Origin of the sequence: Ruicaihuangia caeni, assembly GCF_040536845.1 — a bacterium.
GTDB lineage: Bacteria > Actinomycetota > Actinomycetes > Actinomycetales > Microbacteriaceae > Ruicaihuangia > Ruicaihuangia caeni.
This window is the reverse complement of the sequence record NZ_CP159582.1, coordinates 1,496,949-1,520,536: the sequence shown is the minus strand read 5'-3', so window position 1 is coordinate 1,520,536 and position 23,588 is coordinate 1,496,949. Positions and strand designations below refer to the sequence as shown.

The 23,588-nt window shown below is 68.6% G+C and carries 17 protein-coding genes and 1 pseudogene; 4 read left to right on the top strand and 14 right to left on the bottom strand.

Features of this window, described 5'->3' with window-relative positions:
• Nucleotides 1–20: 20 nt before the first annotated feature.
• The 9 genes from cysE to ABV606_RS07015 all read right to left on the bottom strand — a co-directional run bounded on the left by cysE (nucleotide 21) and on the right by ABV606_RS07015 (nucleotide 11,713).
• Entirely contained in the window at nucleotides 21–545 is a 525-nt protein-coding gene (cysE, locus tag ABV606_RS07055; RefSeq protein WP_353987191.1) for a serine O-acetyltransferase, read from the bottom strand.
• A 2-nt stretch (nucleotides 546–547) separates the two neighbouring features.
• Complete coding sequence (gene cysK / locus ABV606_RS07050; RefSeq protein WP_353987190.1) at nucleotides 548–1,483, bottom strand: cysteine synthase A; 936 nt, start codon at nucleotides 1,481–1,483, stop codon at nucleotides 548–550.
• Between the two features lie 209 nt (nucleotides 1,484–1,692).
• Nucleotides 1,693–3,978, bottom strand: coding sequence for a bifunctional metallophosphatase/5'-nucleotidase (locus ABV606_RS07045; protein WP_353987189.1), 2,286 nt, complete (start codon nucleotides 3,976–3,978; stop codon nucleotides 1,693–1,695).
• Between the two features lie 191 nt (nucleotides 3,979–4,169).
• Nucleotides 4,170–5,159 (bottom strand): LLM class flavin-dependent oxidoreductase, encoded by a 990-nt coding sequence (locus ABV606_RS07040; protein ID WP_353987188.1) that lies wholly within the window; start codon nucleotides 5,157–5,159, stop codon nucleotides 4,170–4,172.
• 215 nt (nucleotides 5,160–5,374) lie between these two features.
• Nucleotides 5,375–7,510: a DEAD/DEAH box helicase gene (locus tag ABV606_RS07035; RefSeq protein ID WP_353987187.1), complete on the bottom strand. Its 2,136-nt coding sequence runs from the start codon at nucleotides 7,508–7,510 to the stop codon at nucleotides 5,375–5,377.
• Nucleotides 7,511–7,757: 247 nt separating this feature from the next.
• On the bottom strand, nucleotides 7,758–8,048 hold the full coding sequence (locus ABV606_RS07030; protein WP_281488216.1) for a Dabb family protein: 291 nt from the start codon (nucleotides 8,046–8,048) through the stop codon (nucleotides 7,758–7,760).
• Between the two features lie 82 nt (nucleotides 8,049–8,130).
• The gene (locus tag ABV606_RS07025; protein WP_353987186.1) at nucleotides 8,131–8,907 is read right to left on the bottom strand and encodes an SDR family NAD(P)-dependent oxidoreductase; all 777 of its coding nucleotides are present in this window, start codon (nucleotides 8,905–8,907) and stop codon (nucleotides 8,131–8,133) included.
• Complete coding sequence (locus ABV606_RS07020) at nucleotides 8,904–10,799, bottom strand: FAD-dependent oxidoreductase (RefSeq protein WP_353987185.1); 1,896 nt, start codon at nucleotides 10,797–10,799, stop codon at nucleotides 8,904–8,906. Before ABV606_RS07020 ends, ABV606_RS07025 begins: the two co-directional genes overlap by 4 nt.
• Before the next feature lie 128 nt (nucleotides 10,800–10,927).
• Nucleotides 10,928–11,713 carry an IclR family transcriptional regulator gene (locus ABV606_RS07015; RefSeq protein WP_353987184.1) on the bottom strand — a complete coding sequence of 262 codons (786 nt, stop codon included), beginning with the start codon at nucleotides 11,711–11,713 and terminating at the stop codon, nucleotides 10,928–10,930.
• Between the two features lie 164 nt (nucleotides 11,714–11,877).
• On the opposite strand from ABV606_RS07015, the gene ABV606_RS07010 reads away from it, so the two are divergent.
• Nucleotides 11,878–13,284 (top strand): MFS transporter, encoded by a 1,407-nt coding sequence (locus ABV606_RS07010; RefSeq protein WP_353987183.1) that lies wholly within the window; start codon nucleotides 11,878–11,880, stop codon nucleotides 13,282–13,284.
• Between the two features lie 21 nt (nucleotides 13,285–13,305).
• On the opposite strand, the gene ABV606_RS07005 is transcribed toward ABV606_RS07010, so the two are convergent.
• The 4 genes from ABV606_RS07005 to ABV606_RS06990 form a co-directional block, all read right to left on the bottom strand.
• Nucleotides 13,306–15,129, bottom strand: a complete 1,824-nt coding sequence (locus ABV606_RS07005; protein ID WP_281488211.1) for a bifunctional sugar phosphate isomerase/epimerase/4-hydroxyphenylpyruvate dioxygenase family protein — start codon at nucleotides 15,127–15,129, stop codon at nucleotides 13,306–13,308.
• Between the two features lie 45 nt (nucleotides 15,130–15,174).
• Nucleotides 15,175–16,050: a shikimate dehydrogenase gene (locus ABV606_RS07000; protein WP_353987182.1), complete on the bottom strand. Its 876-nt coding sequence runs from the start codon at nucleotides 16,048–16,050 to the stop codon at nucleotides 15,175–15,177.
• Nucleotide 16,051: 1 nt separating this feature from the next.
• The gene (gene aroQ, locus ABV606_RS06995; protein WP_353987181.1) at nucleotides 16,052–16,519 is read right to left on the bottom strand and encodes a type II 3-dehydroquinate dehydratase; all 468 of its coding nucleotides are present in this window, start codon (nucleotides 16,517–16,519) and stop codon (nucleotides 16,052–16,054) included.
• A gap of 90 nt (nucleotides 16,520–16,609) precedes the next feature.
• Nucleotides 16,610–19,876, bottom strand: a complete 3,267-nt coding sequence (locus tag ABV606_RS06990; RefSeq protein ID WP_353987180.1) for an efflux RND transporter permease subunit — start codon at nucleotides 19,874–19,876, stop codon at nucleotides 16,610–16,612.
• Between the two features lie 179 nt (nucleotides 19,877–20,055).
• On the opposite strand from ABV606_RS06990, the gene ABV606_RS06985 reads away from it, so the two are divergent.
• From ABV606_RS06985 to ABV606_RS06975, 3 genes and pseudogenes are all read left to right on the top strand, one after another.
• Complete coding sequence (locus tag ABV606_RS06985) at nucleotides 20,056–20,742, top strand: YczE/YyaS/YitT family protein (protein ID WP_353987179.1); 687 nt, start codon at nucleotides 20,056–20,058, stop codon at nucleotides 20,740–20,742.
• A 342-nt stretch (nucleotides 20,743–21,084) separates the two neighbouring features.
• Nucleotides 21,085–21,885, top strand: coding sequence for a DUF4097 family beta strand repeat-containing protein (locus tag ABV606_RS06980; protein WP_353987178.1), 801 nt, complete (start codon nucleotides 21,085–21,087; stop codon nucleotides 21,883–21,885).
• Nucleotides 21,882–22,262 (top strand): annotated as a pseudogene (locus ABV606_RS06975) (PadR family transcriptional regulator); the annotation flags it as partial. The gene ABV606_RS06980 and the pseudogene ABV606_RS06975, both read left to right, overlap by 4 nt.
• A 673-nt stretch (nucleotides 22,263–22,935) precedes the next feature.
• Here ABV606_RS06975 and ABV606_RS06970 read toward each other — a convergent pair.
• On the bottom strand, nucleotides 22,936–23,565 hold the full coding sequence (locus ABV606_RS06970) for a hypothetical protein (protein ID WP_353987177.1): 630 nt from the start codon (nucleotides 23,563–23,565) through the stop codon (nucleotides 22,936–22,938).
• Between the last annotated feature and the right edge of the window lie 23 nt (nucleotides 23,566–23,588).

Sequence of the window (23,588 nt, the reverse complement as noted above, 5' to 3'; positions counted from 1 at the left end):
GAACGCCGGCGAAGCAGCAATCAGCGGTTGGCCGAGACGCGGGGGCGCACCGTGGCGGGCACCCCGGCGATCAGCGAACCTGCCGGAGCCGATTTGAGCACGACCGAACCCGCCGCGACGACCGAATCGTCGCCGATCGAGATGTCGCCGAGCAGCGTCGCCCCGGCCCCGATCATCACACGATGACCGATCGACGGATGCCGCGTCCCAGCCGTGTCGCTGCCCTTGCCGCCGAGTGTGACGCCGTGGTAGATCAGCACGTCATCGCCGATCGTCGCGGTCTCGCCGATCACGACGCCCATGCCGTGATCGATGAAGAGCCGCTTTCCGATCGTCGCGCCGGGGTGGATCTCCACCCCGGTCAGGAAGCGCACGAACTGCGAGACGACGCGCGCGAGCAGCTTGAGGTTCGCCCGCCAAAGGCGGTTCGCCACGCGGTAGCCCCACACCGCATGCAGCCCCGAGTACGTGAGCCAGATCTCGAACGCGCCCCGCGCGGCCGGGTCGAGGCGCTGCGCGGCGCGAATGTCGTCGCGCACGCCCATGGTCAGTCGGCGAGGTCTTCGAAGAGCACCGTGGAGAGGTACCGCTCACCGTAGCTGGGGATGACCACCACGATTGTCTTGCCTGCGTTCTCGGGCCGCGCCGCGACATCGAGCGCAGCGTGCACCGCTGCCCCCGACGAGATGCCGGCGAGGATGCCCTCCTGCGTCGCGAGGCGACGAGAGGTGCTCACGGCGTCGCCGAGGTTGACGTCGATGACTTCGTCGTAGACCTCGGTGTCGAGCACCTCGGGCACGAAGTTCGCGCCGATCCCCTGGATCTTGTGCGGGCCGGGCTGGCCGCCGTTGAGGATCGGAGACTCCTCGGGCTCGACGGCGATGACCTGCACGCCGGGCTTGCGCTCCTTCAGGAGCTGACCGGCGCCCGTGATGGTGCCGCCGGTGCCGATGCCCGCCACCAGGATGTCGACCGCGCCGTCGGTGTCGCGCCAGATCTCCTCGCCAGTGGTGGCGCGGTGGATCGCAGGGTTCGCGGGGTTGGCGAACTGGCTCGCCGCGACGGCGCCCGGCGTCTCATCGATGAGCTGCTTGGCGCGCTCCACGGCGCCGCGCATACCCTCCGAGCCGGGCGTGAGCACGAGCTCAGCACCATAGGCGCGCAGCAGCATCTTGCGCTCGCGGCTCATGGTCTCGGGCATTGCGAGGATGACGCGGTACCCGCGGGCGGCGCCGACCATGGCAAGCGCGATGCCGGTGTTGCCGCTGGTGGCCTCGACGATGGTGCCGCCCGGCTTCAGCTCGCCCGACTTCTCGGCAGCATCGATGATGGCGACGCCGATGCGGTCCTTGACGCTCGCTGAAGGGTTGTAGAACTCCAGCTTCGCGAGCACGGTCGCCTGCAGGCCCTCGGTCACCCGGTTGAGGCGGACGAGCGGGGTGTTGCCGACGGCGTCGGCGATCGAGTCGAGTACGCGGGGCATGGGATTCCTCACCTGGTCGGACGTTGCAGCGGTGACAGCAAGCTGGGATTCACGGTACCAGGGCTCGGAATCCCCGACTCGACCATGACGACGATGGCGACACGAACAGGAACGGATGCCGCGGCGGCAGCCACGGCATCCGTTTCTGTTGCGACGACGCTACTGCTGGGTGGGGTCACCCTTCGTCGTCATCTCGGGCGCTCGGCCGATCACTTCGACAGCCCGCGTGATGCGCCGGGCTTGAGCATGACCGTCACCGGTTCCGCGACTGCGCTGCCGTCGGCGAACCCTGGCGCCGAGGCGGTCACCATCACGGTGATCTCGGCGTCGAGGTCGTCTTCGGTCAGCCGGTAGTCGGCTGCGGTCGCTCCGGGGATCGGCTCGCCATCGCGCAGCCACTGGAAGCTGAGCTCGGGCTTCTTGACGCTCCACTTGCCCTCGTGCGCCTTGAGCGTCTTGCCGACGCTCGCGTTGCCCGTGATCCACGGCGCCTTGGTGCTGGTGATCGCCTCGAGCGGCTGCTCGATGATGATCGGCACTTCGACGGAGGTGCCTGTCTCGACCACTGTGACGACGAGGGTCGCGACACCGGCGGGCAGTTGCGGGATGGTCACGGTCACCGATGCTCGACCCTGCTCGTCGGTCGTGTCGACGATGGTGCCGTCGATGGTCGCCGAGCCCAGCACGGTGTCGCCCAGCGCGACCTCGACGGTGCCGGTCGTCGGACCGCCCCGGCTGAACAGCAGCGACGAGAGGTCGAGCGTCAACGAGTCTCCGGGCACGAATGGCCCCGGAGCCGACATGGTCACGCCCACCGAGCGCTGCACGTAGTCGGGCGATGCCGTCGGATTCGCGACGAAGTAGTCGACCATCGCCTGCAGGTCGACCCGGCCGCTGTCAGCGCGCCCGCTCCCCTGAGCGAGCGTGGCGAAGTTGTCGCCGCCCGCCGCGAGGAAGGAGTTCGCGACGATCTTGAAGGTGTCGGTCGGTTCGATCAGTCGGCCGTCGAGCCACATGTTCGTGATTCGCTCGCCCTGGGCAGCGGTGGGATCGTACGTGTACTCGAATCCCTGTGACAGCCCGAGCTTGAGGAACGGCCGAGACGCACCGGCCGGCTGCCACTGCTCCTCGAGCACCTGCTTCAGCTGAGCACCGGTGAGTGTCATCGTCACGAGGGTGTTGGCGAAGGGCTGCACCTCGGCGGCTTCCCGATAGGTGAGGTTGCCGTTCGGATCGTTGGCGCCCGACGAGGCGTACAGCAGGTCGGTGCGGAGTCCTCCGGGGTTCATGAGCGCGATTTCAGTGCTCAGTGCACTCGTCGCCCACAGCTGCACATCGGCCACGAAGTTGCCGAGGGTCGACTCGCCTCCGCGGTTCTCCGGGAACGGCACGCCGTTCGGATTCTGAGTGCTCGGCGGTTGCGGGTTCTGCACCGCGCGATAGAAGGAGTCGGTGATCTCGCCGACCTTCACGCTCCCGAGCTCAGCGGCCACGGCGGACGCCTCGGCGACGATCTGCGCGACCTCGGCGTCGGGCGTGAACCCGGTCATGGGCAGCACCTCGCCGGTGAACGAGAGGATTTGACCGGTATCGGGGTCGACACTGAGGTTCAAGTGCCCGTACTGCATGCCGTACTGGCCCGCCGAGATCACGAGCCTCGGTCGCTCCATGCCTGGCACGGTCACCTCGTGGTAGTAGGCGAGGTGCGTGTGACCCGAGACGATCGCGTCGACGTCAGGCGAGAGACCGGTGACGATCCGACCGAACACCGAGTCGTCGGTCGACGATGAGAGGTCGGGGGTCGCGGCGCCCTCGTGCACGAGCAGCACAAGCACTTCCGCCTCACCATTCGCCTCATCGCCATCGCTGAGCTCGGCCGCGACCCGGTTCGTCTCCTCGACGATGCCGCGCACTTCGAGCGACGCGATGCCGTCGGGGCTCACCAGCGACGGGAGCTCCTCGGTGACGCCGCCGATGTAACCGATGCGAACACCGTCGAACTCCTGGATGAAGTACTCCTCATACGCCGGCTCACCGGTGGTGCGGTCGTAGAGATTCGCCGCGAGGTACGGCCAGTCGGCCGCCGGCAGCACACGCTCGTCGACGTCGGCTCGGCCGGCGTCGAACTCGTGATTGCCGAACGAGCTGGTGTCGAGGCCGATCGCGTTGAACACCTGGATGGTCGGCAGATCGCGCTGAATGAATGACGTGAACGTCGAAGCGCCGATCAGGTCGCCCGCTGCGACGAACGAGGTGTTCGGGTTCTGGCTGCGCCAGTAATCGACCATGCCGCCCATCTGGGCGGCACCGGGAACCGAACCATCGGGCGCGAGGCGTCCGTGGAAATCGTTCACCGTGAGGATCTCGATCTCGACGGGGTCTGCGGCGAAGGCCGGCGGGGTGACGAGGGCTGTGAACCCGAGCGAAAGGGCCGCGATGGCCGCGGCCCCTATGATCCGCCGCGACCGCGACGGTTCGGTGTCTGTTGTGTCCATGTGTGACGGCCTCCAAGGTCATCGCGCCGGGCAAGCGGGCGCCGATTCTGAAGTGCAGATCCCCCGAATGGGGGACGTTGGCCGTCAGCCTAGGGGTTCGCGATGCTCGAGCACCAGACCCCCGAAACCCAAGAATCTAAGAACGGGCGGTGAACGGCATCTGAGTCAGCTGCGAACTTCGCCGCGGCGCGTCAGAACCAGAGGTCGGCGAGCAGCTGCAGCGAGCGATCCCGCACGCCGGCGTCATAGGCGTAGGTCACGGTGATCAGCTCATCAGCGCCGGTTCGCTCCACGAACGCTTCGAGTCGTGACTTGACCGTCGCGGGAGCACCGACCGCCTTGATGCGCAGCATCGGGTTGCCCTGCTCGCCGGTGCTGGGAAGCGTCGCTGGATCGACCGGTGGCTGCATCTTGCGCCGAAGGCCCCGCTGGATGTCGAGGAACATCTGCTCGACGACGGTGAACTCGCGCGCGGCTTGCTCGTCGGTGTCGGCGACCATCACATTGATGCCCGCCATCACGTACGGCGCATCCAACCGAGCGGTGGGCGATTCGGTCGAGAAGGTCTGGCGGTAGACCTGGATGGCCTGGTCGAGCTGGTCGGGGGCGAAATGCGAGGCGACGGCGAACGGAAGCCCGAGCTGCCCGGCGATCGAGGCACCGCTCACGGTCGACCCGAGCACCCAGATCGGCACCTCGGTGCCCGCCGATACCGCCGAGACGATCGGCGAGCTGTGAGCCTTACCGGCGTCACCGAACCACCCCTGCAGGTCGTAGATGCTCCTGGCGAACGCCTGCGGTTCCGCCGACGAGCGCGCGAGAGCCTGAGCGGTCAGCATGTCGGTGCCCGGAGCCCGGCCGAGCCCCAGGTCGATCCGGTCGCCATGCATGCTCGCGAGCGTGCCGTACTGCTCCGCCACCATGAGCGGGGCATGGTTCGGCAGCATCACTCCCCCGGAGCCGACACGGATGCGCTCGGTGACCGATGCGGCCTGCGAGATCAGGAGCGCGGTCGCGCTCGCCGCGAGGTTCGTCGTGTTGTGGTGCTCGGCGAACCAGAGTCGGCGGTAGCCGAGACGATCGGCCAGTTCGGCCGAGCGCATCGAAGCGGCGATCGCATCTCGGGCGGTGCGGCCCTCGGGGATCGCGACCAGGTCGAGGATGCTCAGAGGCACAGACAACGCGAGCGGTCTCCTTTGGGTGATGCTTCACTGCGGCGATTGCCGCCGGTCACCCACTCTCTCAGCCGTGGCTGAAAGGCCGGAGCCTCGCACACCTGACGGCAGTGCTCGAGACGTACGGCAAGAACGACGGATGCCGGGTGGCACCTGCCGTGAGCGCATGTCCCGCCCCGGGGTGCCGCCCGGCATCCGTCAGTTCGTTGTTGCTCCTGGCGTCAGAGTGCCGCGAGTTCCTCGAGCAGCTCGTCACCGGCGGCGACGTTGGTGTACTCGGCCGCGATGTCGGCGCGCTCGAGCAACTGGTCGACCCGACGACGGCGGTTGCGGCCCACGAGCGTGACGACCGTGCCGGGCTTGCCGGCGCGGCCGGTCCGACCGGCGCGGTGCAAGTAGGTCTTGTACTCGTCGGGAGCGTCGGCCTGGATCACCAACGAGATGTCGTCGACGTGGATGCCGCGAGCGGCGACATCGGTCGCCACCAGCACGTTCACGCGGCCGCGAGTGAGCTTCTCGAGGTTGCGCGTGCGACGCGACTGGTTGAGATCGCCATGCAGGCTCACCGCGGGGATATCGGCGTCTTCGAGCATCTCGGCCAATTGCTCGGCGTATGAGCGGGTGCGAGTGAAGATGAGCGTCTTGCCGTCGCCCGCTGCGAGCTGCTCGATGATCGCCGTCTTCTCACGGTGGTCGATCAGCAGCACACGGTGATCGATGGTCGACGAGGCCTGGTCTTCGCCGGCGACCTCGTGCACCGACGGGTTCACGAGGAACTCGTCGACGAGGGCAGCCACACCCGTGTCGAGCGTCGCGCTGAACAGCAGCTTCTGGCCGCCGGGAGCGGTGCGACGGATGATGCGCTGCACCGGCTCGAGGAACCCGAGGTCGCACATGTGGTCGGCTTCGTCGAGCACCGTGATCTCGACCTGGCTGAGGTCGAGGCGACCCTGCTCCACAAGGTCCTCGATGCGACCGGGCGTGCCGATCACGATGTCGACACCCCGCTGGAGCGCGCCGACCTGGCGCGCCTGGGGCACACCGCCATAGATCTGGGTCGTGAAGAGGCCCACGCTGCGGGCGATGGGCTGCACGGTGCGGTCGATCTGCAACGCCAGCTCGCGAGTGGGGGCGAGGATGAGCGCGCGAGGGCTGCGGCCGAGCTGACGCTTCTTGCCGCCACCGTTCGCCATCAGTCGTTCCACTGCGGGGGCGCCGAAGGCGATCGTCTTGCCCGAGCCGGTACGCCCGCGGCCGAGCACATCGCGGCCCTCGAGCACGACCGGGATGGTCGCGGCCTGAATCGGGAACGGGCTGACCGCACCCAGCTCGGCGAGCGCCCGGCCGATGTTGTCACCAAGGCCCAAGTCGCCGAAGGTCACGCCTTCGACGTCCTCTGCGACCGTCATCGCCGCCTCGAGCTTCTCGAGCACGACATCGTCGTTCGCGGTGGACGGCTTGGCGTCGCGCGACGGGTAGTAGGAGGATTCGCGGCGGGCCGGCTGGTCGTCGCGCCGGTCATAGCGGGGCGCACGGTCGTCACGGTTGAAGCGGTCGTCACGGTTGAAGCGGTCGGAACGCGGCGCACGGTCATCGCGATTCTGGCGGCCGGCGCGGTCGTCGCGCTGGTAGCGGTTCTCACCGCCGAACCGGTCGTCACGCCGGGGACCGCGATCGGCGCGCTCGAAGCGGTCGCTGCGAGGCGCCCGCTCCGACCGGTCGAACCGGTCGTTGCCGTAGCCGCCGGAACGCTCGCCGCGCTCTGCACGACCGTCACGGAACGGCCGATCGCCACGCTCGTAGCGCCCCTCGCGCGGTGCACGGTTGCTGCGGTCGTAGTCGCCCCCGCGGGGTGCTCGTCCGAATCGGTCGTCGCGCTCGCGCGGCGCACGGTCGAAACGGTCGTCGCGGTCGCGGGCTGCACGGTCGAAACGGTCATCGCGGGGTGCGCGGTCGAAACGGTTGCGGCTCTCCGAGCGCTCATTGCCGTAGCGGTCGCTGCGCGCGGGACGCTCGAAGCGATCACCGCGCTGGCCCCGCTCGAAGCGGTCGCCGCTGGGCCGGCCGTGCCCGAAGCGACGGTCGCTCCGCGGCTCGCGGGGGCTCCAGTCGGGGCGCTCTGTCGTGCGCCCGCCGCGGGGACGCTCAGCGTCGAGGCCGCGGGCCTCACGACGCTCGGCAGTCCAACGAGGCTTCTTGGCGCTCGTGCCGCTCTGCGCGGCGGACTCTTCACGGAAGCCGCGGTGCTTGGGGCTCTTGCTGCCCGGCTTGGAGCCGCGAGCGGCGCCGCCCTGTGCCGAGGGTCGGTCGAAACGGTTCTGGGCACGCTTCGGCGCGCCCTTGTCGAAATTGGGCATAGTGCTTTCCGGGTTTTCGCGATTGCATGAAAAGAAACCCGGGCATCCATTGGCCGGGGCCGATCACATCAGTGACTATTCATCAGCGGAAGTGCTGTGAAACCGGCCCGCAAGACCACAAACCCACGCGCAGCGACTGCGCCTGTCTTGAGCCGACTGCTCAACGATACAGGATGCCGCAGCCGCACCCTGAGAGACCGCCCGGCTGACCCGCTCCCAGCCGAGAGCGGGCAACCGTAGGGGAGGCTTACAGCTCGAAGTCCACCGTCGCGAGCGACGCCTTCACCGGGCCCGAGATGTCGAGCACCTTCTGGTGCGCCGGGTGGGTGCTGTAGACGTGCAGGTCTTCGAGGCTGTCGAAGTCGGCGACGATCGCGAGCTCGTGCGAGTTCGGGCCGTGCAGCGTGTCTTCGCCGATCGACATCATGCGGATCTGAGGGATGTGGTTCGGCAGATCCTTGATGATCTCGATCCACTCCTGCCGCTGCTCGGCGGTGAACTCCGGCTTGAACTTGAAGACGGCGACGTGGCGGATCATGGTCGTTTCCTTTGCTGAGTCGGATGTCGGTGGGTCGGGGCCACCGCTGAGCGAGCGCTCCGGCGGCGCGCGTGATGTCCGGTCAGGCGAGTCCTGTCGCGCGAGGCACGAAGCCGCTGCGCATGCCGCCGTCGACGACGAGGTCCTCGCCGGTGATGTACTTCGAGCGATCGCCGAGCAGGAAGGCCACAGCATCCGCGATGTCCTGCGGGTCGCCGAGGCGTCGCAGCGGAATCGTCTCCTCGCGCCAGCGGCGCAATTCCTCGTTCTTCGCCGCGGGCGACATCGGCGTCATGATCATGCCCGGCGACACCGTGTTGGCGCGCACACCGGCGGGACCCCACTCGTACGCCAGTTGTTTGACGAGGATCAGCACCGCCGCCTTGCTCGCGCTGTAGGCGCCGAGCGGAGTAGCAGGGTGGTGGCCGCTGGTCGATGAGATCGCCACGAGCGAGCCTCGTGTCTCTGCAAGGTGCGGGTACGCCGCCTTGGCGAGCAACCACGTGGGCCGCGTGTTCACCGCGAAGTTGTACTCCCACTCATCGAGCTCGAGCTCCATGAGCGGGCGCTGAGCCATGGTGCCGGCCGCGCTCACGATGCCCGACAATTCGCCGAAACGCGAAATCGTGGCGTCGACGACGAGCGCCGCGGCGTCGGGCTCGGCGAGGTCGGCGCCGATCAGCTCCACCTCGGCGCCGAGGTCGCTCAACTCGGCCGCCAGGCCCTTCATCGACTCGACACGGCGTCCGACGAGCGCGAGCCGAGCGTTCTCTGCACCTGACAGCGGCTCACGGGCGAGCGTGCGTGCGATCTCCTGCCCCATGCCGCCGGCGGCACCGGTGATGATCACGGCGGTCATCGGGACACTCCGTCCTCGACGGCGGCGTCGGACTGCACTGCAGTATCGGACTGCCCTGCAGTATCGGACTGCCCTGCGGTCTCGGGCTGCCCTGCGGTCTCGGACTGCCCCTCGGCGTCCGACGCGTCCGCATCCTGCCGTCCGGTGCGGTCCAACGCGTCTTCGATCGCGAGGTGGGCGAACACGACCGCGGGGCCGAGCGTGATGCCCGGGCCCGGGTACTTGTCACCCATGATCGACTGCATATCGTTGCCGAGCGTGTAGAGGCCCTCGATGCGGGCGCCGTCGCCGTCGAGCACGCATCCGGTCGCATCGGTGACGAACCCGGTCGAGGCGCCGATGTCGCCCGGGTAGAGGCGGATCGCGAAGTACGGCGCAGTCTCAAGCGCGCCGATCGAGGGGTTCGGCTTGTGCGACGGGTCGCCGTTCGCGCGCTCGTACACGGTCGTGCCGCGCCCGAAGTCAGGATCGACGCCGGTCTTCGCGTAGCCGTTCAACTTCTCGACGCTCGCACGCAGCCGCGCCGGTTCCATGCCGAGCTTGACCGCCAACTCCTCGATGGTCTCCCCCTGCACCAGGTAGCCGTCGAGCAGGCGGGCGCGAGTGCCCCAACCGCCTGGCCGCACCGCACCGATGCCGTAGCGCTTGACGGCCATCGCATCGCCGATGAGGAAGCTGGGCATCGCCTTGCCGTCCGGATGCTGCTGCATGGCGAGGCCGACCCGGTGGTACGACGCCGACTCGTTGACGAAGCGGTCGCCTTGCTGGTCGACGATGATGAAGCCCGGCTTGCCGCGGTCGAGCGCGAAGTGCGGGTAGACGCCGACCCCGCCGCCCCGGCGCGGAGGCAGCGAGACTGGTGCCCAGAAGCCGGCGGTGTCGTCGACGCGGCCGTAGTGGCCACCGAGGCGTTCGACCTCGTCGTGCAGTTCGCCGGTCGAGCCCGGAGCGATGGGGCTCCACTCCATGTCGACACCGGGGAAGAGCTGCTTGCGGCGCTCCGGATGCCGGTTGAACCCGCCGGTCGAGACGATCAGCGCCTGACCGACCTGCACTCGCCGCGTGGTGCTGCCCTGCACGAGCGTCACGCCGGTGACCCGGTCGCCGTCGCGCTCGATGCCGCTCACCGCGGTGCCGACGATCACGGGCACGCCGCGCTTGTGCAGCGAAAGCATCAGCCGACCGATGAGGGCGTTGCCCATCGTGAGCCGTGTGGAGCGCGGGTACCGCACGCGCGTGAGCACGTGCTTGGCGAACAGCAGCCCCGCGTGCACCACATTGGCGATGTTCGAAGCCTTGAATGGGGCCCTCGCCACCTCGCTGAGCTTCGGGATGTCCTCACGGCCGAGCATCATGCCGCCCATGACGGTGAACTCGGGGGTCTGCCGACGCACCTGCGCCAGCAGCGGCTTCGGCAGCGCCCGTCCGTCGAAATCACGCGATTCGAGGGCGCGCCAACCGGTCGACGACTCTGGCAGTTCCGCCATGTAGTCGGGGTGGAAGTCGCGAGCGTTGAAGGCCACATCGCTCTCGGCCTCGAGCAGGGCGATCGCAGCAGGTCCGGTTTGGAGGTAGACGCGCCGCAGCTCGGCATCCGACGTCTCGCCCACCGCGGAGTCGAGGAAGCGCGAAGCCGCCGACACATCGTCGGCAGGGCCGCCGGCGACGATGGAGCGCTCGGTGCCCGGCACCCAGAGCGTGCCCGCCGTCAGGGCGCTCGTCCCCCCGACGAAGCGGCTCTTCTCCACCACGAGCACGCTTGCGCCACGGATCGCCGCGAACAGGGCGGCGCTCAGCCCGGCAGCGCCCGCACCGGCGACGACGACGTCGTAGCGGGCTCCCTCGGCGATCGACCCGAGGGCTGGCGGCAGGGTACGGCTGGTCTGGCTCATATCTCTTTCTGTTCTTTCTGCGCTCGGCGATGAGCGCCTCGGGCACGCCGGCGAGGCGCTGCGTCAGGTCGGGCGCCGCTCACCGTCGAGGCGAACGGATGTCGCGGCTGCGGCCTTCGGCGTTCGGTTCACTCGGCATCCTCGAGCAGGGGTCGAACACCGTTCTCCGCGATCATTGCGAGCTCCGAAGCAGCGGCCCGCATGTGCGGCACCAGCGCGACCGCCGTCTGCCGGTCGAGCCGGGCGTTCGGGCCCGCGACACTCAGGCAGCCTGCGGCGGGCTTGCCGGGCGTGACGATCGGCACCGCGACCGCTGCCGTACCGAGTTCGTATGTGTTGTCGGAGTAGCAGTACCCCTCTTCGCGCGCGCGGCGCACCAGCGGGAGCACGTGCTCCACGTCTCGAGGCGAGCCGGGACCATACTTCTCGCCGTCGAAGCCCTGCTGCTTCAGCAACTCGATGGCACGCTCCTCCGGCATGGTCGAGAGCCACGCGATACCGGTGGCAGTGCTCGCGAAGTGCACCTCGAGCCCCGGATGCGGGTCGTAGCGCAGCCCCGTGCGTGAGCCCTGGCTCTTCGCCACCCACACGAGGTTGTCGCCGTCGACGATGCCGATGCGGACGAGTTCGCCGGAGAGCTGCGCGAGACGATCGAGCACCGGCCTCGCGAGATCTGCCAGCGGAATGCGAGCGAGGTGCTTGAGGGCCTGCGACACCAGGCGCAGGCCGAGGATGTAGTTGCCCTGCGTGCCGTCTTGACGCACGTACCCCAGCTCGATGAGCTCGCCGAGGGTGCGGTGCGCCGCGCTCTTGGGAATGCTCAAGCGCTCGGCGATGGCACCGAGCGGGAGCCCGTTCGGCTTGCCCACGAGCAGGTCGATGACCGCGATGCTGCGCTGGATTGCTGCGACCATCAGCGACCTCCTCCTCGTATCGTGAACGGGACGTCAACGCCCCAGGCTGGGTTGCGGGCCACTTCGCTCATCTCTCCGACCTCACTGGTCCGTTATGCGTCGCCGCCCCGAGACGGCAGAATATCAGCGAATCGGAACGGCGTTCCGAAAACGTAGGGAGTGGGATGACGGGCAGTCGAGAGACGCACGCCAGAGGTTGGCAACCCGGCGTCGCCCTGCTCGTCGCCGTCACGCTGTCGATGGAGCACCTCGACGGCACGATCCTCGTGACCGCAGCACCGCAGATCGCGGCGGACTTCGGCACGGCATCCGCCGATGTGAACCTTGCGATGACGGCGTATCTCATCGCCGTCGCCTGCGCCATCCCGCTGGGAGGCTGGCTCGCAAGCCGCTTCGGTGCCCGCCTCGTGTTCTGCTCATCGATCGCGCTGTTCACCGTCGCGTCGGTCGCCTGCGCATTGAGCGGTTCCCTGTTCGCGCTGACGGCTGCACGAGTCGTGCAAGGGATCGCCGGCGGCATGATGGCGCCCGTCGGCCGGCTGATCGTGCTGCGCGGCACAGAGAAGGGCGAGTTGCTTCGCGCGATCGCGCTCATCACCTGGCCGGCACTGCTCGCACCCGTACTGGCACCAGCGCTCGGCGGCGTCATCACCGAATTGTTCAGCTGGCACTGGATCTTCTTGATCAATGTGCCGGTCGGCATCGCTGCGTTCGTCGCGGCTCTGGTGCTGGTGCGCGACAACAACCGTGTACGAGTGCCCCTCGACTGGCGGGGGCTGCTGCTGCTGACCGGCACGGCGCTCGGGGTGATGGCCGGCGTGGAGCTCGTCGCCGCGGGTGACGCCGCGCTGTACGGCATCGCGGCACTGATCGGCGCGATGGCGTTGGGCGCTGCGGCCACGTGGTGGCTGCTGCGAGCGCCGGCCCCGCTGCTCGATGTGCGCGTGCTGCAGACCCACACGTTCAGGGCGAGCAATACGGGCGGCTTCGTGTTCCGCCTCGTCGTCAGTTCGGTGCCCTTCCTGCTGCCGCTGCTCTTCCAGGACGGCCTGGGCTGGTCGCCAATCGAGTCGGGGCTCGCGGTGACAGCGGTGTTCATCGGCAACATCGGTATCAAGCCGCTGACCTCGCCGGTGCTGCGTCGATGGGGCTTCCGCTCAGTCATCATCGCGGCGGGAGCGGGCAGCATCCTGTGCCTGATCGCGTTCTCGCTCTTCTCCGCGACGACACCGTTCTGGCTGGTGTTCGCCGTCGCAGTGCTCAGCGGCGCCTTCCGGTCGACCGGATTCACGGCGTACAACTCGATGCAGTTCGCTGATGTCGCGAAGTCGCAACTGCCCTCGGCGAACACCCTCTCGGCGACGCTCGCGCAGCTCGCGACCGGCCTCGGCATCGCGGTCGGGGCGACCGTCTTGCGGGTGGCGCAGCCGATCTTCGAAGGGGCCGACGAATTGGCCCCGTACCGCGCGGCATTCGTCGCGGTGGCAGCGCTGTGCGTGGCGAGCGTGCTCAACACCATCCGGCTCGCACCGGATGCCGCTGCCGACGTCGCGCGCCGCCCCGCTCGTTGAGCCGCCCCGCGCGCGGCCTGGTCACACACGGTACTGCGCTGCGAGCCGCACGGGGGCGTTGGGTGCACCGTAGCCGTCATACCCGCTGCGACGCTCGACGACCTCGAGGAAGACGTCGTCGATGGCCTCGGTGTAGAAGTGCAGGAAGTCTCCGTGCTCGTCGCGGTCGTACAGCAGGTTCAGCGCCCGAAGCTCGCCGAGGAAGGCCTCGTCGAGGTCGAACCGCGACTGGAGATCGTCGTAGTAGTTGTCGGGGATCCGCAGTTGCTTCAGCCCATTCGCGACCGCCTGCCGCGCCAGCGCGCGCACGTCGGTGCAGGCGAAGGCGATGTGCTGCTCGTGGAAACGACCGTGGTGGTCGCCTCGGCCGAGCGGGGCGAGATTGAGCGCGAGTCGCACCGCTCGGTCTTCGCTGCTCACGACCTGACTGCGAACCAGTCCCATCGGCGCGGTGATGTCGAGCGACGGCTGTGCGCGGAGCCCCAGCACGCTCTCGAAGAAGAGCACGGCCTCGTCGAAGTGCTGCCATGGCTGCGCGAGGTTGATGTGATCGATGCCGGTGATCAGGCCATCGTTCGGCACCGTGTGCTCGAACTCGACCATCCACGGCGGCCGGCCCTGGTCGTCGAGGCGCGCGAACGAGATCTCGGTGCCGTCGGGGGCGCTCACGACCTGCAGCACCTCTTCGCCGAGCTGCTGGGTGCGCTGCACTGACGTCGCATGCAGCTGCAGCGCCCGCGAGCACGATGCGAGGGGCTCGACGACGTCGAACCCGATGCCGGCCACTTGCAGCCGTCCCTCGGCCCCGCGCTGCGCGTTGATGATGACGCGGGCGTCGCCCTGCGACCAGAGCTCGACCGCCGGCTTGGAGCGGTGCCGACCGCTATCGGCGAACCCGAGCTGATCGAGCATCTGCCGGAGCCGCGTGGGTTCGGTGCCCTTCAGCTCGGCGAAGTTGAAACCGGACGGTTCGTCGACGGCCGGCAGGGTTGCGAGGCGCACGTTGCCCTCGCCGCGCTGCTCGGAGGCCAGCCGCTCACGCGCCTGCTCCTGTAGCCAGATGAGCGAGCGGAGCCCGTCGATCGCGGTCCGGAAGGGATCGGCCTGGCGGAACGTGTCATTGAAGATCTCGAGCGAGACCGGCCCGTCGTATCCCGTGCGCAGCAGGTGAGCCATGAACCCCGCGAGGTCGAATCCGCCCTCGCCCGGGAACACTCGGTAATGACGGCTCCACGACAGCACATCCAGCTGCATGCGGGGCGCGTCGGCCAACTGCACGAAGAAGATCTTCTCCGGATCAAGCCGCTCGATGGGCTCCACGGGCCAGTCGCGCGAGAGGATGTGGAAGCTGTCGAGCGCCACGCCGACGCTGGCGTGGTCGGCCGCCTGCACCAGCCGGTACGAGTGCTCGAAATCGTTGACGTACTTGCCCCAGGCGAGCGCTTCATACGCGAGGCGCACGCCGTACCGCGCGGCGAGGTCACCGAGTCGGCGCAACTGGTCTGCGACCACAGCGTCGTCGTTCACCGTCGCAGTGGCGACGTTGCTGCAGATGAGCGCCAGGTCGATGCCGAGGCGGTTCATCAGCCGGAACTTCGCCTCGGCGCGGCGAAGATTCTGTGCGAACAGCGCCTCGTCGACCCCCTCGAGGTCGCGGATCGGCTGGTAGAGGTCGAGCGTGAGCCCGAGATGCCGTGCGAGATCGCGGATGCGCTCCGGGCTGTGCGGAGACACGACGAGGTCGAGCTCGAAGATCTCGACGCCGTCAAAGCCGGCCTCAGCGCACGCGTGCAGCTTCTCTTCGAGGGTGCCGCTCAGGCACACGGTCGCAATCGAGGTGCGCATCGTCTTCTCCAATCCGCTCGGCGGCCTCCGCCGCCAGTCAGGGCGTCAGAGCCCCTGGGCGACCATCTCCACGAGATGGGCCCGCATGCGTTCGACATCCGGCTCGATACCGGTGATCAACCGCATCGAGTCGACGGCCTGCCCGACAGCCATGTAAGTGCCCTCAAGCACTCGGCATCCGCGCTGCACCGCCGTCTGGAGCAGTTCGGTCTGCACGGGGCGGTAGACCACATCGGCCACCCAGTGCCGTGGCTCGATGAGCGCGGCGTCGAGGGGCAGACCGGGATGGTGATGCATGCCGATCGGGGTGGCGTTCACGAGCCCGTCTGCCTCGGCGAGCGCCTCCGAGAGCCGGTCAGGGGTGATCGAGTCGACCTGGCGGTCGGGGAAGAGCGCCCGCAGGGATGCTGCGCGCTCCTCGGCCTTCGCCGGGTCGACCTCGCTGAGGCTCAGCCGTTGCACGCCCGCGTCGAGCAGCGCATAGGCGACCGCGGCACCGGCGCCTCCCGCGCCGAGTTGCACCACGCTTCCGAGCGGTGCGCCTTCGAGCGCCGCGTCGAGGGCCCAGCGGAACCCCGAGAAGTCGGTGTTGTGACCGATCAGCCGGCGGTCACCGTCGACGAGCACGGTGTTCACCGAGTCGAGCCGCCGTGCATCGTCGGAGACCTCGTCGAGCCCGGCGATCACCGTCTGCTTGCAGGGGTAGGTGATGTTGAAGGCGTTGAACCCGAGGTCGGCCGCGGCGCGCAGCAGTTCGCCGGCATCCGCCCCGGGACGCCCGATCACGTCGAGGTCGATCGGCCGGTAGAGATACCGGATGCCGAGCGCCTCCGCCTCGCGCTCGTGCATGGGCGGCGTGAGTGACCCGGTGATGCCCGAGCCGATCAGTCCGACCAGGTACGACTCGTCGACCCGGCTCATGTCAGGCGCTCGGCTGCGCGTTGCCCAACAGGGTGTCGAGGTGACGCAGGCCGAGCTCGTAGCCGTGCGGTCCGGCACCGGCGATGACCGCGTCGGCCGCCTTCGACACGTATGACATGTGCCGGAACTCTTCGCGCTTGTGGATGTTGGTGACGTGCACCTCGACGATGGGGCGCTCGGAGGCGAGCAGCGCGTCGAGGATGGCGATCGAGGTCGACGTGAACCCGGCCGGGTTGATCAGGATGCCGGTGCCGCGCTCGCGGGCCTCCTGGATCCAGTCGATGATCTGGCCTTCCCAGTTGCTCTGCCGGAACTCGACAGTGAGGCCGAGCTCGTCGGCGAGCGCACGCAGCCGCTGCTCGACGTCGGTGAGCGTCGTGCTGCCGTAGATGTGCGGCTCGCGCTTGCCGAGCAGGTTGAGATTCGGTCCGTTGAGCACCAGTACGGTGCGGTTCGAGGCTGCGGTCATGGTCGCTCTCTCAATCGTGGCGCGGGTCGACGTACGGGGCCGCCGGGCCGAGATCTCGGCAGGGAGCGACTCCGCGTTCCATTATCGGCGTCAGCGTTCCATTTCTTGCACCGCGTGCCGATCAATGGAGTCGCGTCGTTCCATCTCGCCCCTTCGACGAGCCGCACGACGCTCCGAGGCGCCCTCGACGAGTGAGTACAGCGCCGGCAGCACCACGAGGGTGAGCAGCGTCGATGAGATGAGACCGCCGATCACGACGATGGCGAGCGGTTGTGAGATGAAGCCGCCATGCCCCGTGATGCCGAGGGCCATGGGAACGAGGGCGAAGATGGTCGCAAGGGCGGTCATGAGAATCGGCCGCAGGCGTCGCGCGGCACCGTGCACGATGGCGTCAGGCACGGTGTAGCCCCGGTCGCGGAACTGGTTCACCAGGTCGACCAGCACGATCGCGTTGGTGACGACGATGCCGATGAGCATGAGCACCCCGACAAGCGAGGGCACACCGAGCGGCACCCCGGTCGCGACCTGCAGCAGGATGGCGCCGGTGGCCGCGAACGGCACCGAGATCAGCAGCAGCAGCGGCTGCCGCAGGCTGCGGAACGTTGCGACCATGACGACGTAGACGATGAGGATCGCGACCAACAGGGCGATTCCGAGCTGCTGGAACGCGTCGGCCTGCTGCGCAGTCACGCCGCCGAGCTTCACGGTGACCCCTGCCGGGAGATCGAGGCCACTGACGGCCTCGTCGATGGTCGCCGAAGCGGTTCCGACGTCGTCGGAGTTCGGCGTCACCGACACCGTGGCGCTTCGCACACCCCTGATCGCCGTGATCGAGGCCGGCCCATCCGCCTCTTCGACGCTTGCCAGTGCGCTGAGCGGCACGGGTCCTGCCGAGGTGAACACGGGCAGGGTGCGGAGCTCATCGATGCTCGCGGGTGTCGATCCTGTGTCCTGATACACCGTCAGGACGGTGCCGTTGAGGCTCAATGAACCGATCGGGAGTGGCTGCATCGCCTGCGCGACCAGCCCATCCACCGCGAGTTCGCTCAGTCCGCGTTCGGCTGCTGCCGTACGGTCGACCTTCACAGCGATGTACGGCTGCGTCTGCGAGAGGTTGCTCGAGGCCTCAGCGGTCACGTCGAGCGCCCTGACCGTCTTGAGCACGCGATCGGCAGCGGTCTTCAGCGCTTCGGGCGAAGCGGCGCTGATGTTCACCTCGATGTCGCTCGAGGCGAACCCCGAGCCGGCAGCGGCGAGCTGCACGGTGCCGACACCCTTGAGTGAGGTGAGCCGGTCACGCACACGCTGCTGCAGTTCGGGTTGATCGGCCGTCGCGTCGGTCGTGATCGAGTAGGTGATGTCGGCCGAGCCGCCGAAGGCGGCGCGCAGCGAGTTGCCCTCCGACCCGATGGAGGTCTGCACCGTCTCGATGCCGTCGATGTCGAGCAGGGCCGACTCGACCTGGCTCGCCGCCTCGTCCTTGGCGTCGAGGCTCGCGCCGAGTCCGAGCTGCTGCGTGACCGTCAGGGTGTTCTGCCCGCTGTCGCCGATGAAGTTCGTCTTCATGCTGGGCACGAGCGCGACCGTGCCGCCGAGCACCGCCGCAGCGAGCAGCAGCGTGATGGCGGGGCGCTTCAACGTCCAATGGATGACCGGAAGATACCCGCGCTGCAGCAGCGTGGGCCGGTCGAGCTCGTCTTCGTGCGAGACGACCGGGGATCGGCGCTCTCGGCGCGACAAGGTCGGCGACGACGCCGTCGTCGTTGCGGATGCCGGGGCCGCGGCATCCGCTTCCTGGCCAGCGTGCACGGCCGCCTGAGGTTCTTCGGCTTCCGCGTGGGCATGCGGCTCGCCGGCAGCCAGTTGCTCGCGAGCCAGGGAATCGGCCTTGCGCCCGAGGAACCAGTACGCGAGCACCGGAACGATGGTGAGCGACACGAAGAGCGATGCGGCGAGCGCGATCGTCACCGTGAGCGCGAATGGCCGGAACAGTTCGCCGGTGATGTCGCCCACGAGCGCGAGCGGCAGGAACACTGCGACGGTGGTCACGGTCGACGCGGTGATCGCGGCGGCCACCTCACGCACGGCGGTGGTGATCGCCAGCATCCGGTCCTGCCCGAGGCCGAGGTGTCGCTTGATGTTCTCGATCACGACGATCGAGTCGTCGACGACGCGGCCGATCGCAATGGTGAGGCCGCCGAGCGTGAGGATGTTGAGTGTGTACTCGCTCGCCCAGAGCGCGATGAACGTGATGAGCACGGATGCCGGGATCGAGATCGCCGTCACGAGCGTCGAGCGGATCGAGAGCAGGAACACGAGGATGACGATGACGGCGAAGGCGAGGCCGAGCAGACCCTCCGTGGAGAGCGCCTCGATCGACTGCTCGATGTACGGGGCCTGGTCGAAGACCACGGTGAACTGGGTGCCCTCGCCGAGCGCGGCTGCGAGCTCGGGAAGCGCATCGCGCACGGCGTGCGAGACGTCGACGGTGTTGCCGTCAGGCATCTTCGTGACGGCGATGGTCAGTGCCGGCTCGCCGTTCACTCGCGAGAGGCCCGTGGTGGGGTTCTCGGTGAGCTCGACCGATGCGACCTCGCCGAGCGTGGCCGGCGACGATCCGCCGAGCACGGGCAGTGCCCGCAACTCCTCGAGCGAGGTCACGCGCGTGCCCGCCTGAACCGCCAGACTGCGGTCGCCTTCGACGATCGATCCGGCAGGCAGGAGCGTGCCGTTCTCGTCGAGTGCGTCGCGGATGGCCGTGGGGGCGAGCCCGCGCGCGGCGATCTGCGCGGCATCCGGTGTGATGGTGATGCGTTGACCGGGATCACCGAGCAGGCTGGCTTCGCGCACGCCGTCGAGCTGCTCGATGTCGGTGAGCGTCGACGCCCGCAGCAGGTCGGCGAGTTCGCGCTGATCGAGGCCGCTGGTGACCGCGAGCTGGATGACCGGCAGGTCGTCGATCGTGCCCGTGATCACGCGCGGGTCGACATCTTCAGGCAGGGTGCCGCCGATGCGGTTGATGGCGAGCTGCACCTTCTGCTCGGCAGCGACCAGGTCGGTGCCGTACTCGAAGCTCGCGTTGACGAGCGACATGTTGGTGCTCGACGTCGCCGTGGTCGATTCGAGCCCTGAGATCCCCTGCAGCGCGGTCTCGATGGGCAGGCTCACGTCGGTGTTCACGACCTCGGGCGCCGCACCCGGGTAGGCGGTGACGATGACGACCTGAGGGAAGCTGACCGAGGGGATCAGCTCCTGCTTCAGTCCGTTCAGCGCGATCACGCCGAAGAAGCCGACGACAAGGGTCACCAATGCGATGAGCGCCCGATTGCGGAGGCTGAAGACGGCGAGCAGGTGCATGAGTGCTCCGGAGGGTGGCGGGGGCGGATGCCAGGGCATCGGCATCCGGAGCCAGTATCCCAGTGAGCGAGTCGGCCGCGCTCACGAAGTCTGGGGGGCGCTCCGCTGTGCCGCCGGGCGGTACAGCGGCGGCTTGCGCGGATGCTACGGCATCCGCCTTGGATACGCTTGACCCTCTTATGCGTCCCTGGTTGCTCATGCTCTGCCGCGTCGCCCAGATCACCGTCGGGCTCGCGGTGCTCGGCACCGGGATCGGGCTCCTGCTGCAAGCCGGCCTCGGCCTCTCGCCCTGGGAGGTCTTCGCCCAGGGCATCGCCGGGCGCATCGGACTGAGCTTCGGCACCACCGTCGTGATCATCAGCGTGGTCGTGCTGCTGCTGTGGATCCCGATGCGAGAGCGCCCAGGTCTCGGCACCATTGCGAACGGATTGCTCGTCGGCCCCTTCGCGGAGTTGTCGACGTGGGTGCTGCCCCAGGTCTCGGAATGGTGGGAGCGCGGCCTCGCCTGTGCCATCGGTGTGCTGCTGACAGGGGTCGGCACGGCGTGCTACATCGCGGCCGGGTTCGGCTCGGGTCCGCGCGACGGACTGATGACGGGCCTGCACCGCATCACCGGCAAGCCGGTGTGGGCGCTCCGCACGGCGATCGAGGTGACGGTGCTCGGCGCGGGCTGGCTGCTCGGCGGCACTGTTGGCATCGGCACCGTGTTCTGCGCGTTCACGGTGGGCCCGGTCATCGGGTTCTTCCTGCCGCGGTTCGTGCTGCCCGGGGCTCCTGTTCGGGTGCGGCCGGCTCGTCAGACGGATGCCGCTGCTGCTGCCACGCGTACAGGTTCCGCGCCGCCGTCTTCCGACGCCTCAGCCTGAACCCCCGGACTGCTGAAGCACCGGCCTCCGCCCGCGCCGCGGGCCGGTGGGCGAACCGCGCTCTCGGCGACGACGGGCGTAGGTTCAGGTGAAGACCGCGCTCACGGCCAGAGTTGCCGCCGTCGGCGGGGGTTGCGTGCCTGGCCCGCGGGGTGAACCCTCGCCGAGGCGAAGTTCCGCGCCGACGTCAGGGCTAACCCTGAGCCGACCCTGGAAGTCGCGATATATCTTGATTCGCCGACACTCGAGATATATCGTGAGTTCAGCGCGAAGGACGCGCTCCCGGCATCCGTCGGCATAAGGGATCCCGGCACTTCGCCGGCCAATGATTTGAGGACTCCGATGGCACAAGAGAAGTGGCTGGTCTCCGAACCGAAGACGATCGACCTCGACGGAGTGCGCTCACTCAAGGTGGCGCTCGTCGGCGGACAGATCGACATCGTGGCGCACGACGAGCCCGACGTGCGCGTCGAGGTGCACTCGGTCACCGGCAAGGAGCTTCGCATCACGCTCGATGGCGACCGCCTCGAGCTCGACCACCCCCAGCTCGGCTGGGAGAACTTCATCGAGGTGTTCCGCACGTTCAGCGGCAAGGCGAAGGCCGAGGTCAGCGTGCTCGTGCCCCGGGGCATCGCGCTGAAGTTCGGCGTTGTGAGCGCCTCAGCCCTGGTCAGCGGCCTCACCACCGACCCGACGCTCAGCACGGTCAGCGGTGACCTCGTGATCGACGGCGTGCGAGGCAACATCACCGTGAACACGGTCAGCGGCGAGGTGTCGCTGCGCAACCATGAAGGCTCGGTCGACGTGCACACGGTCTCTGCGGATGTCACAGCCAGCGGTCGCATCTCGAAGTTCACCAGTGACAGCGTCAGCGGTGACATGTTCCTCGATCTGGTCGGCACCCCAGACGAGATCAGGAGCCACTCGGTGTCGGGCGACCTGACGGTGCGCCTCGAACCGGGCGTGCCGGCGCAATACCGGATCAACACGGTGAGCGGCGTGCTGCAGCTCGACGATGCCGAGATCAAGGGCGTGCGCGGCAGCTTCACGAGCCGGTTCGGCACGCTCGATCAGCACTGGCTCGAGCTTCGCGCGAACTCGGTGTCCGGCGATGTCAGCGTGCTGCACGCGGTGAACGCATGAGAGCGCCGGTCTTCGGCCACGGCCACCTTCGGCTCTACCTGCTGAGCTTGCTCGCCGAGCGCTCTCAGCACGGCTACGAGCTGATTCAGGCGCTCGAAGACCGCTTCGGCGGCACCTACACGCCGAGCGCCGGCACCATCTACCCGCGCCTGGCGAAGCTGGAGTCGGAGGGTCTCGTCACCAAGACCTCCGACGGCCGCAAGACGGTCTACGAGATCACGGATGCCGGCCGAGCCGAGCTCGCGTCGCGTCAGACCGAGCTCGACGACATCGAGCAGCAGGTCACCGATTCGGTTCGCCGACTCGCCGACGAAGTGCGCGCCTCGGTGAGCGAAGCGATGAAGACGCTGCGCGCCGACCTCGCCGCCGCCGGGCGCGAAGCACAGCGCGAGGTGCGCTGGAAGAAGCGTGGCGCCCAGCAGCAGACCGCGAACGAGACCGGGCCACAGCCACAGGCAGCCACAGCGGATGCCGGCACTCCCGGTCGCGAGCCGGGGCAGACCCCTGCACCGGCCTCGCCAGCGCCGACCTCACCTGCACCCACGTCGTCTGAGTCGGCGAGCGATGCCGGCGCGCGCGGTGAAGGCAGCGCGTTCGACGAAGCCACAGCCGAGACGCAGGATGCCGCAGCGCCCGGCTGGGCAGCCGACACGGCAGCCACCGACACGGAGGCAGAGCCGAGCGCCGCCGCCTCACGCGTGGCGCTTCGGCGAGCTGAAGCGGCGCTCGCGTCGTTCCGCGGCGACCTGCGCGCCGAGCTGCGAACCCGGGCCGCCCGCGGGCGCCTCGACGACGCACAGGTGGAACGTCTCGAAGCAGCGCTCGAAGCCGCGCGCGCCACGCTCCGCTGAAGTCCCGCGCCCGACAGTCGCGCGACCGACCGCCCCGCGACCGACCGCCTCTCGGCTGACCGCCCTACGGCCTGAAGATCCGCCGAGACTACGCGAATGACCACTCGACCGCGCCGGGGGTGGTCATTTTCGTAGTCTCGGCGGGCGATGCCGGGGGAGCATGGGCGGGCACAGGGGCGCTGCGCGCCGCGCGGGAGAGTCAGCGGGCGAAGCCGACCGGCACGTAGAGGTCTTGCACTCGATCGTTCAGCGCGGTGTGGTCGTTCCGGGTGAACAGGCCGCACTCGTCGACGCGGCAGTCGACGCCCTCGCCGACGGGTGATGGCACCTCGATGTACGCGGTGAACGTTCCCGTCTCGGGGTCGTCGTAGCTGCGGGCGCCGAACAGGCGCCAGGCCCAGTCGTCGTTGATCCAGTTGCTCGGCGCGAACTGCACCGAGCCCTCTTCGAATTGCTCGCCCTCTTCGGTCGATGGCACGCCTCCGAGGCATGGCCCGGGTTTCTCGCCCGCCGGCGGGATCTTGCAGACCGCCACGTAGATGCCGCGAGACGGGTCATAGCCCGTGCCGCTCACCACCAGGCGCTCCCCCTCGACAAGCGCCGAGGTGTCGACGGTCGCTCCCGGCTCGGCCGGCAGGATGTCGATGCGCCGCTCGCGTCCGTCGTCACCGAGCGCGGTGGCGCTGAGTGGCCACTGCTCCTCGCTCTGATGCTGGCCCGACGAGCCGCCGCTCTGGCGCGTCAGGATGGGCACCGCGACGGGCACCAGCACGACCGCGAGTGCGATGAGCACCACCCACGGCCAGCGCCGCCGACGTTCACGAGCCATCACGTGCGAAGTCTAGCGATCGG

What these genes read in the sequence shown, in the direction of transcription:
- cysE (WP_353987191.1), bottom strand. Translation starts at nt 545, where the DNA reads ATGGGCGTGCGCGACGACATTCGCGCCGCGCAGCGCCTCGACCCGGCC.
- cysK (WP_353987190.1), bottom strand. Translation starts at nt 1,483, where the DNA reads ATGCCCCGCGTACTCGACTCGATCGCCGACGCCGTCGGCAACACCCCG.
- ABV606_RS07045 (WP_353987189.1), bottom strand. Translation starts at nt 3,978, where the DNA reads ATGGACACAACAGACACCGAACCGTCGCGGTCGCGGCGGATCATAGGG.
- ABV606_RS07035 (WP_353987187.1), bottom strand. Translation starts at nt 7,510, where the DNA reads ATGCCCAATTTCGACAAGGGCGCGCCGAAGCGTGCCCAGAACCGTTTC.
- ABV606_RS07030 (WP_281488216.1), bottom strand. Translation starts at nt 8,048, where the DNA reads ATGATCCGCCACGTCGCCGTCTTCAAGTTCAAGCCGGAGTTCACCGCC.
- ABV606_RS07025 (WP_353987186.1), bottom strand. Translation starts at nt 8,907, where the DNA reads ATGACCGCCGTGATCATCACCGGTGCCGCCGGCGGCATGGGGCAGGAG.
- ABV606_RS07020 (WP_353987185.1), bottom strand. Translation starts at nt 10,799, where the DNA reads ATGAGCCAGACCAGCCGTACCCTGCCGCCAGCCCTCGGGTCGATCGCC.
- ABV606_RS07015 (WP_353987184.1), bottom strand. Translation starts at nt 11,713, where the DNA reads ATGGTCGCAGCAATCCAGCGCAGCATCGCGGTCATCGACCTGCTCGTG.
- ABV606_RS07010 (WP_353987183.1), top strand. Translation starts at nt 11,878, where the DNA reads ATGACGGGCAGTCGAGAGACGCACGCCAGAGGTTGGCAACCCGGCGTC.
- ABV606_RS07005 (WP_281488211.1), bottom strand. Translation starts at nt 15,129, where the DNA reads ATGCGCACCTCGATTGCGACCGTGTGCCTGAGCGGCACCCTCGAAGAG.
- ABV606_RS07000 (WP_353987182.1), bottom strand. Translation starts at nt 16,050, where the DNA reads ATGAGCCGGGTCGACGAGTCGTACCTGGTCGGACTGATCGGCTCGGGC.
- aroQ (WP_353987181.1), bottom strand. Translation starts at nt 16,519, where the DNA reads ATGACCGCAGCCTCGAACCGCACCGTACTGGTGCTCAACGGACCGAAT.
- ABV606_RS06990 (WP_353987180.1), bottom strand. Translation starts at nt 19,876, where the DNA reads ATGCACCTGCTCGCCGTCTTCAGCCTCCGCAATCGGGCGCTCATCGCA.
- ABV606_RS06985 (WP_353987179.1), top strand. Translation starts at nt 20,056, where the DNA reads ATGCGTCCCTGGTTGCTCATGCTCTGCCGCGTCGCCCAGATCACCGTC.
- ABV606_RS06980 (WP_353987178.1), top strand. Translation starts at nt 21,085, where the DNA reads ATGGCACAAGAGAAGTGGCTGGTCTCCGAACCGAAGACGATCGACCTC.
- ABV606_RS06970 (WP_353987177.1), bottom strand. Translation starts at nt 23,565, where the DNA reads ATGGCTCGTGAACGTCGGCGGCGCTGGCCGTGGGTGGTGCTCATCGCA.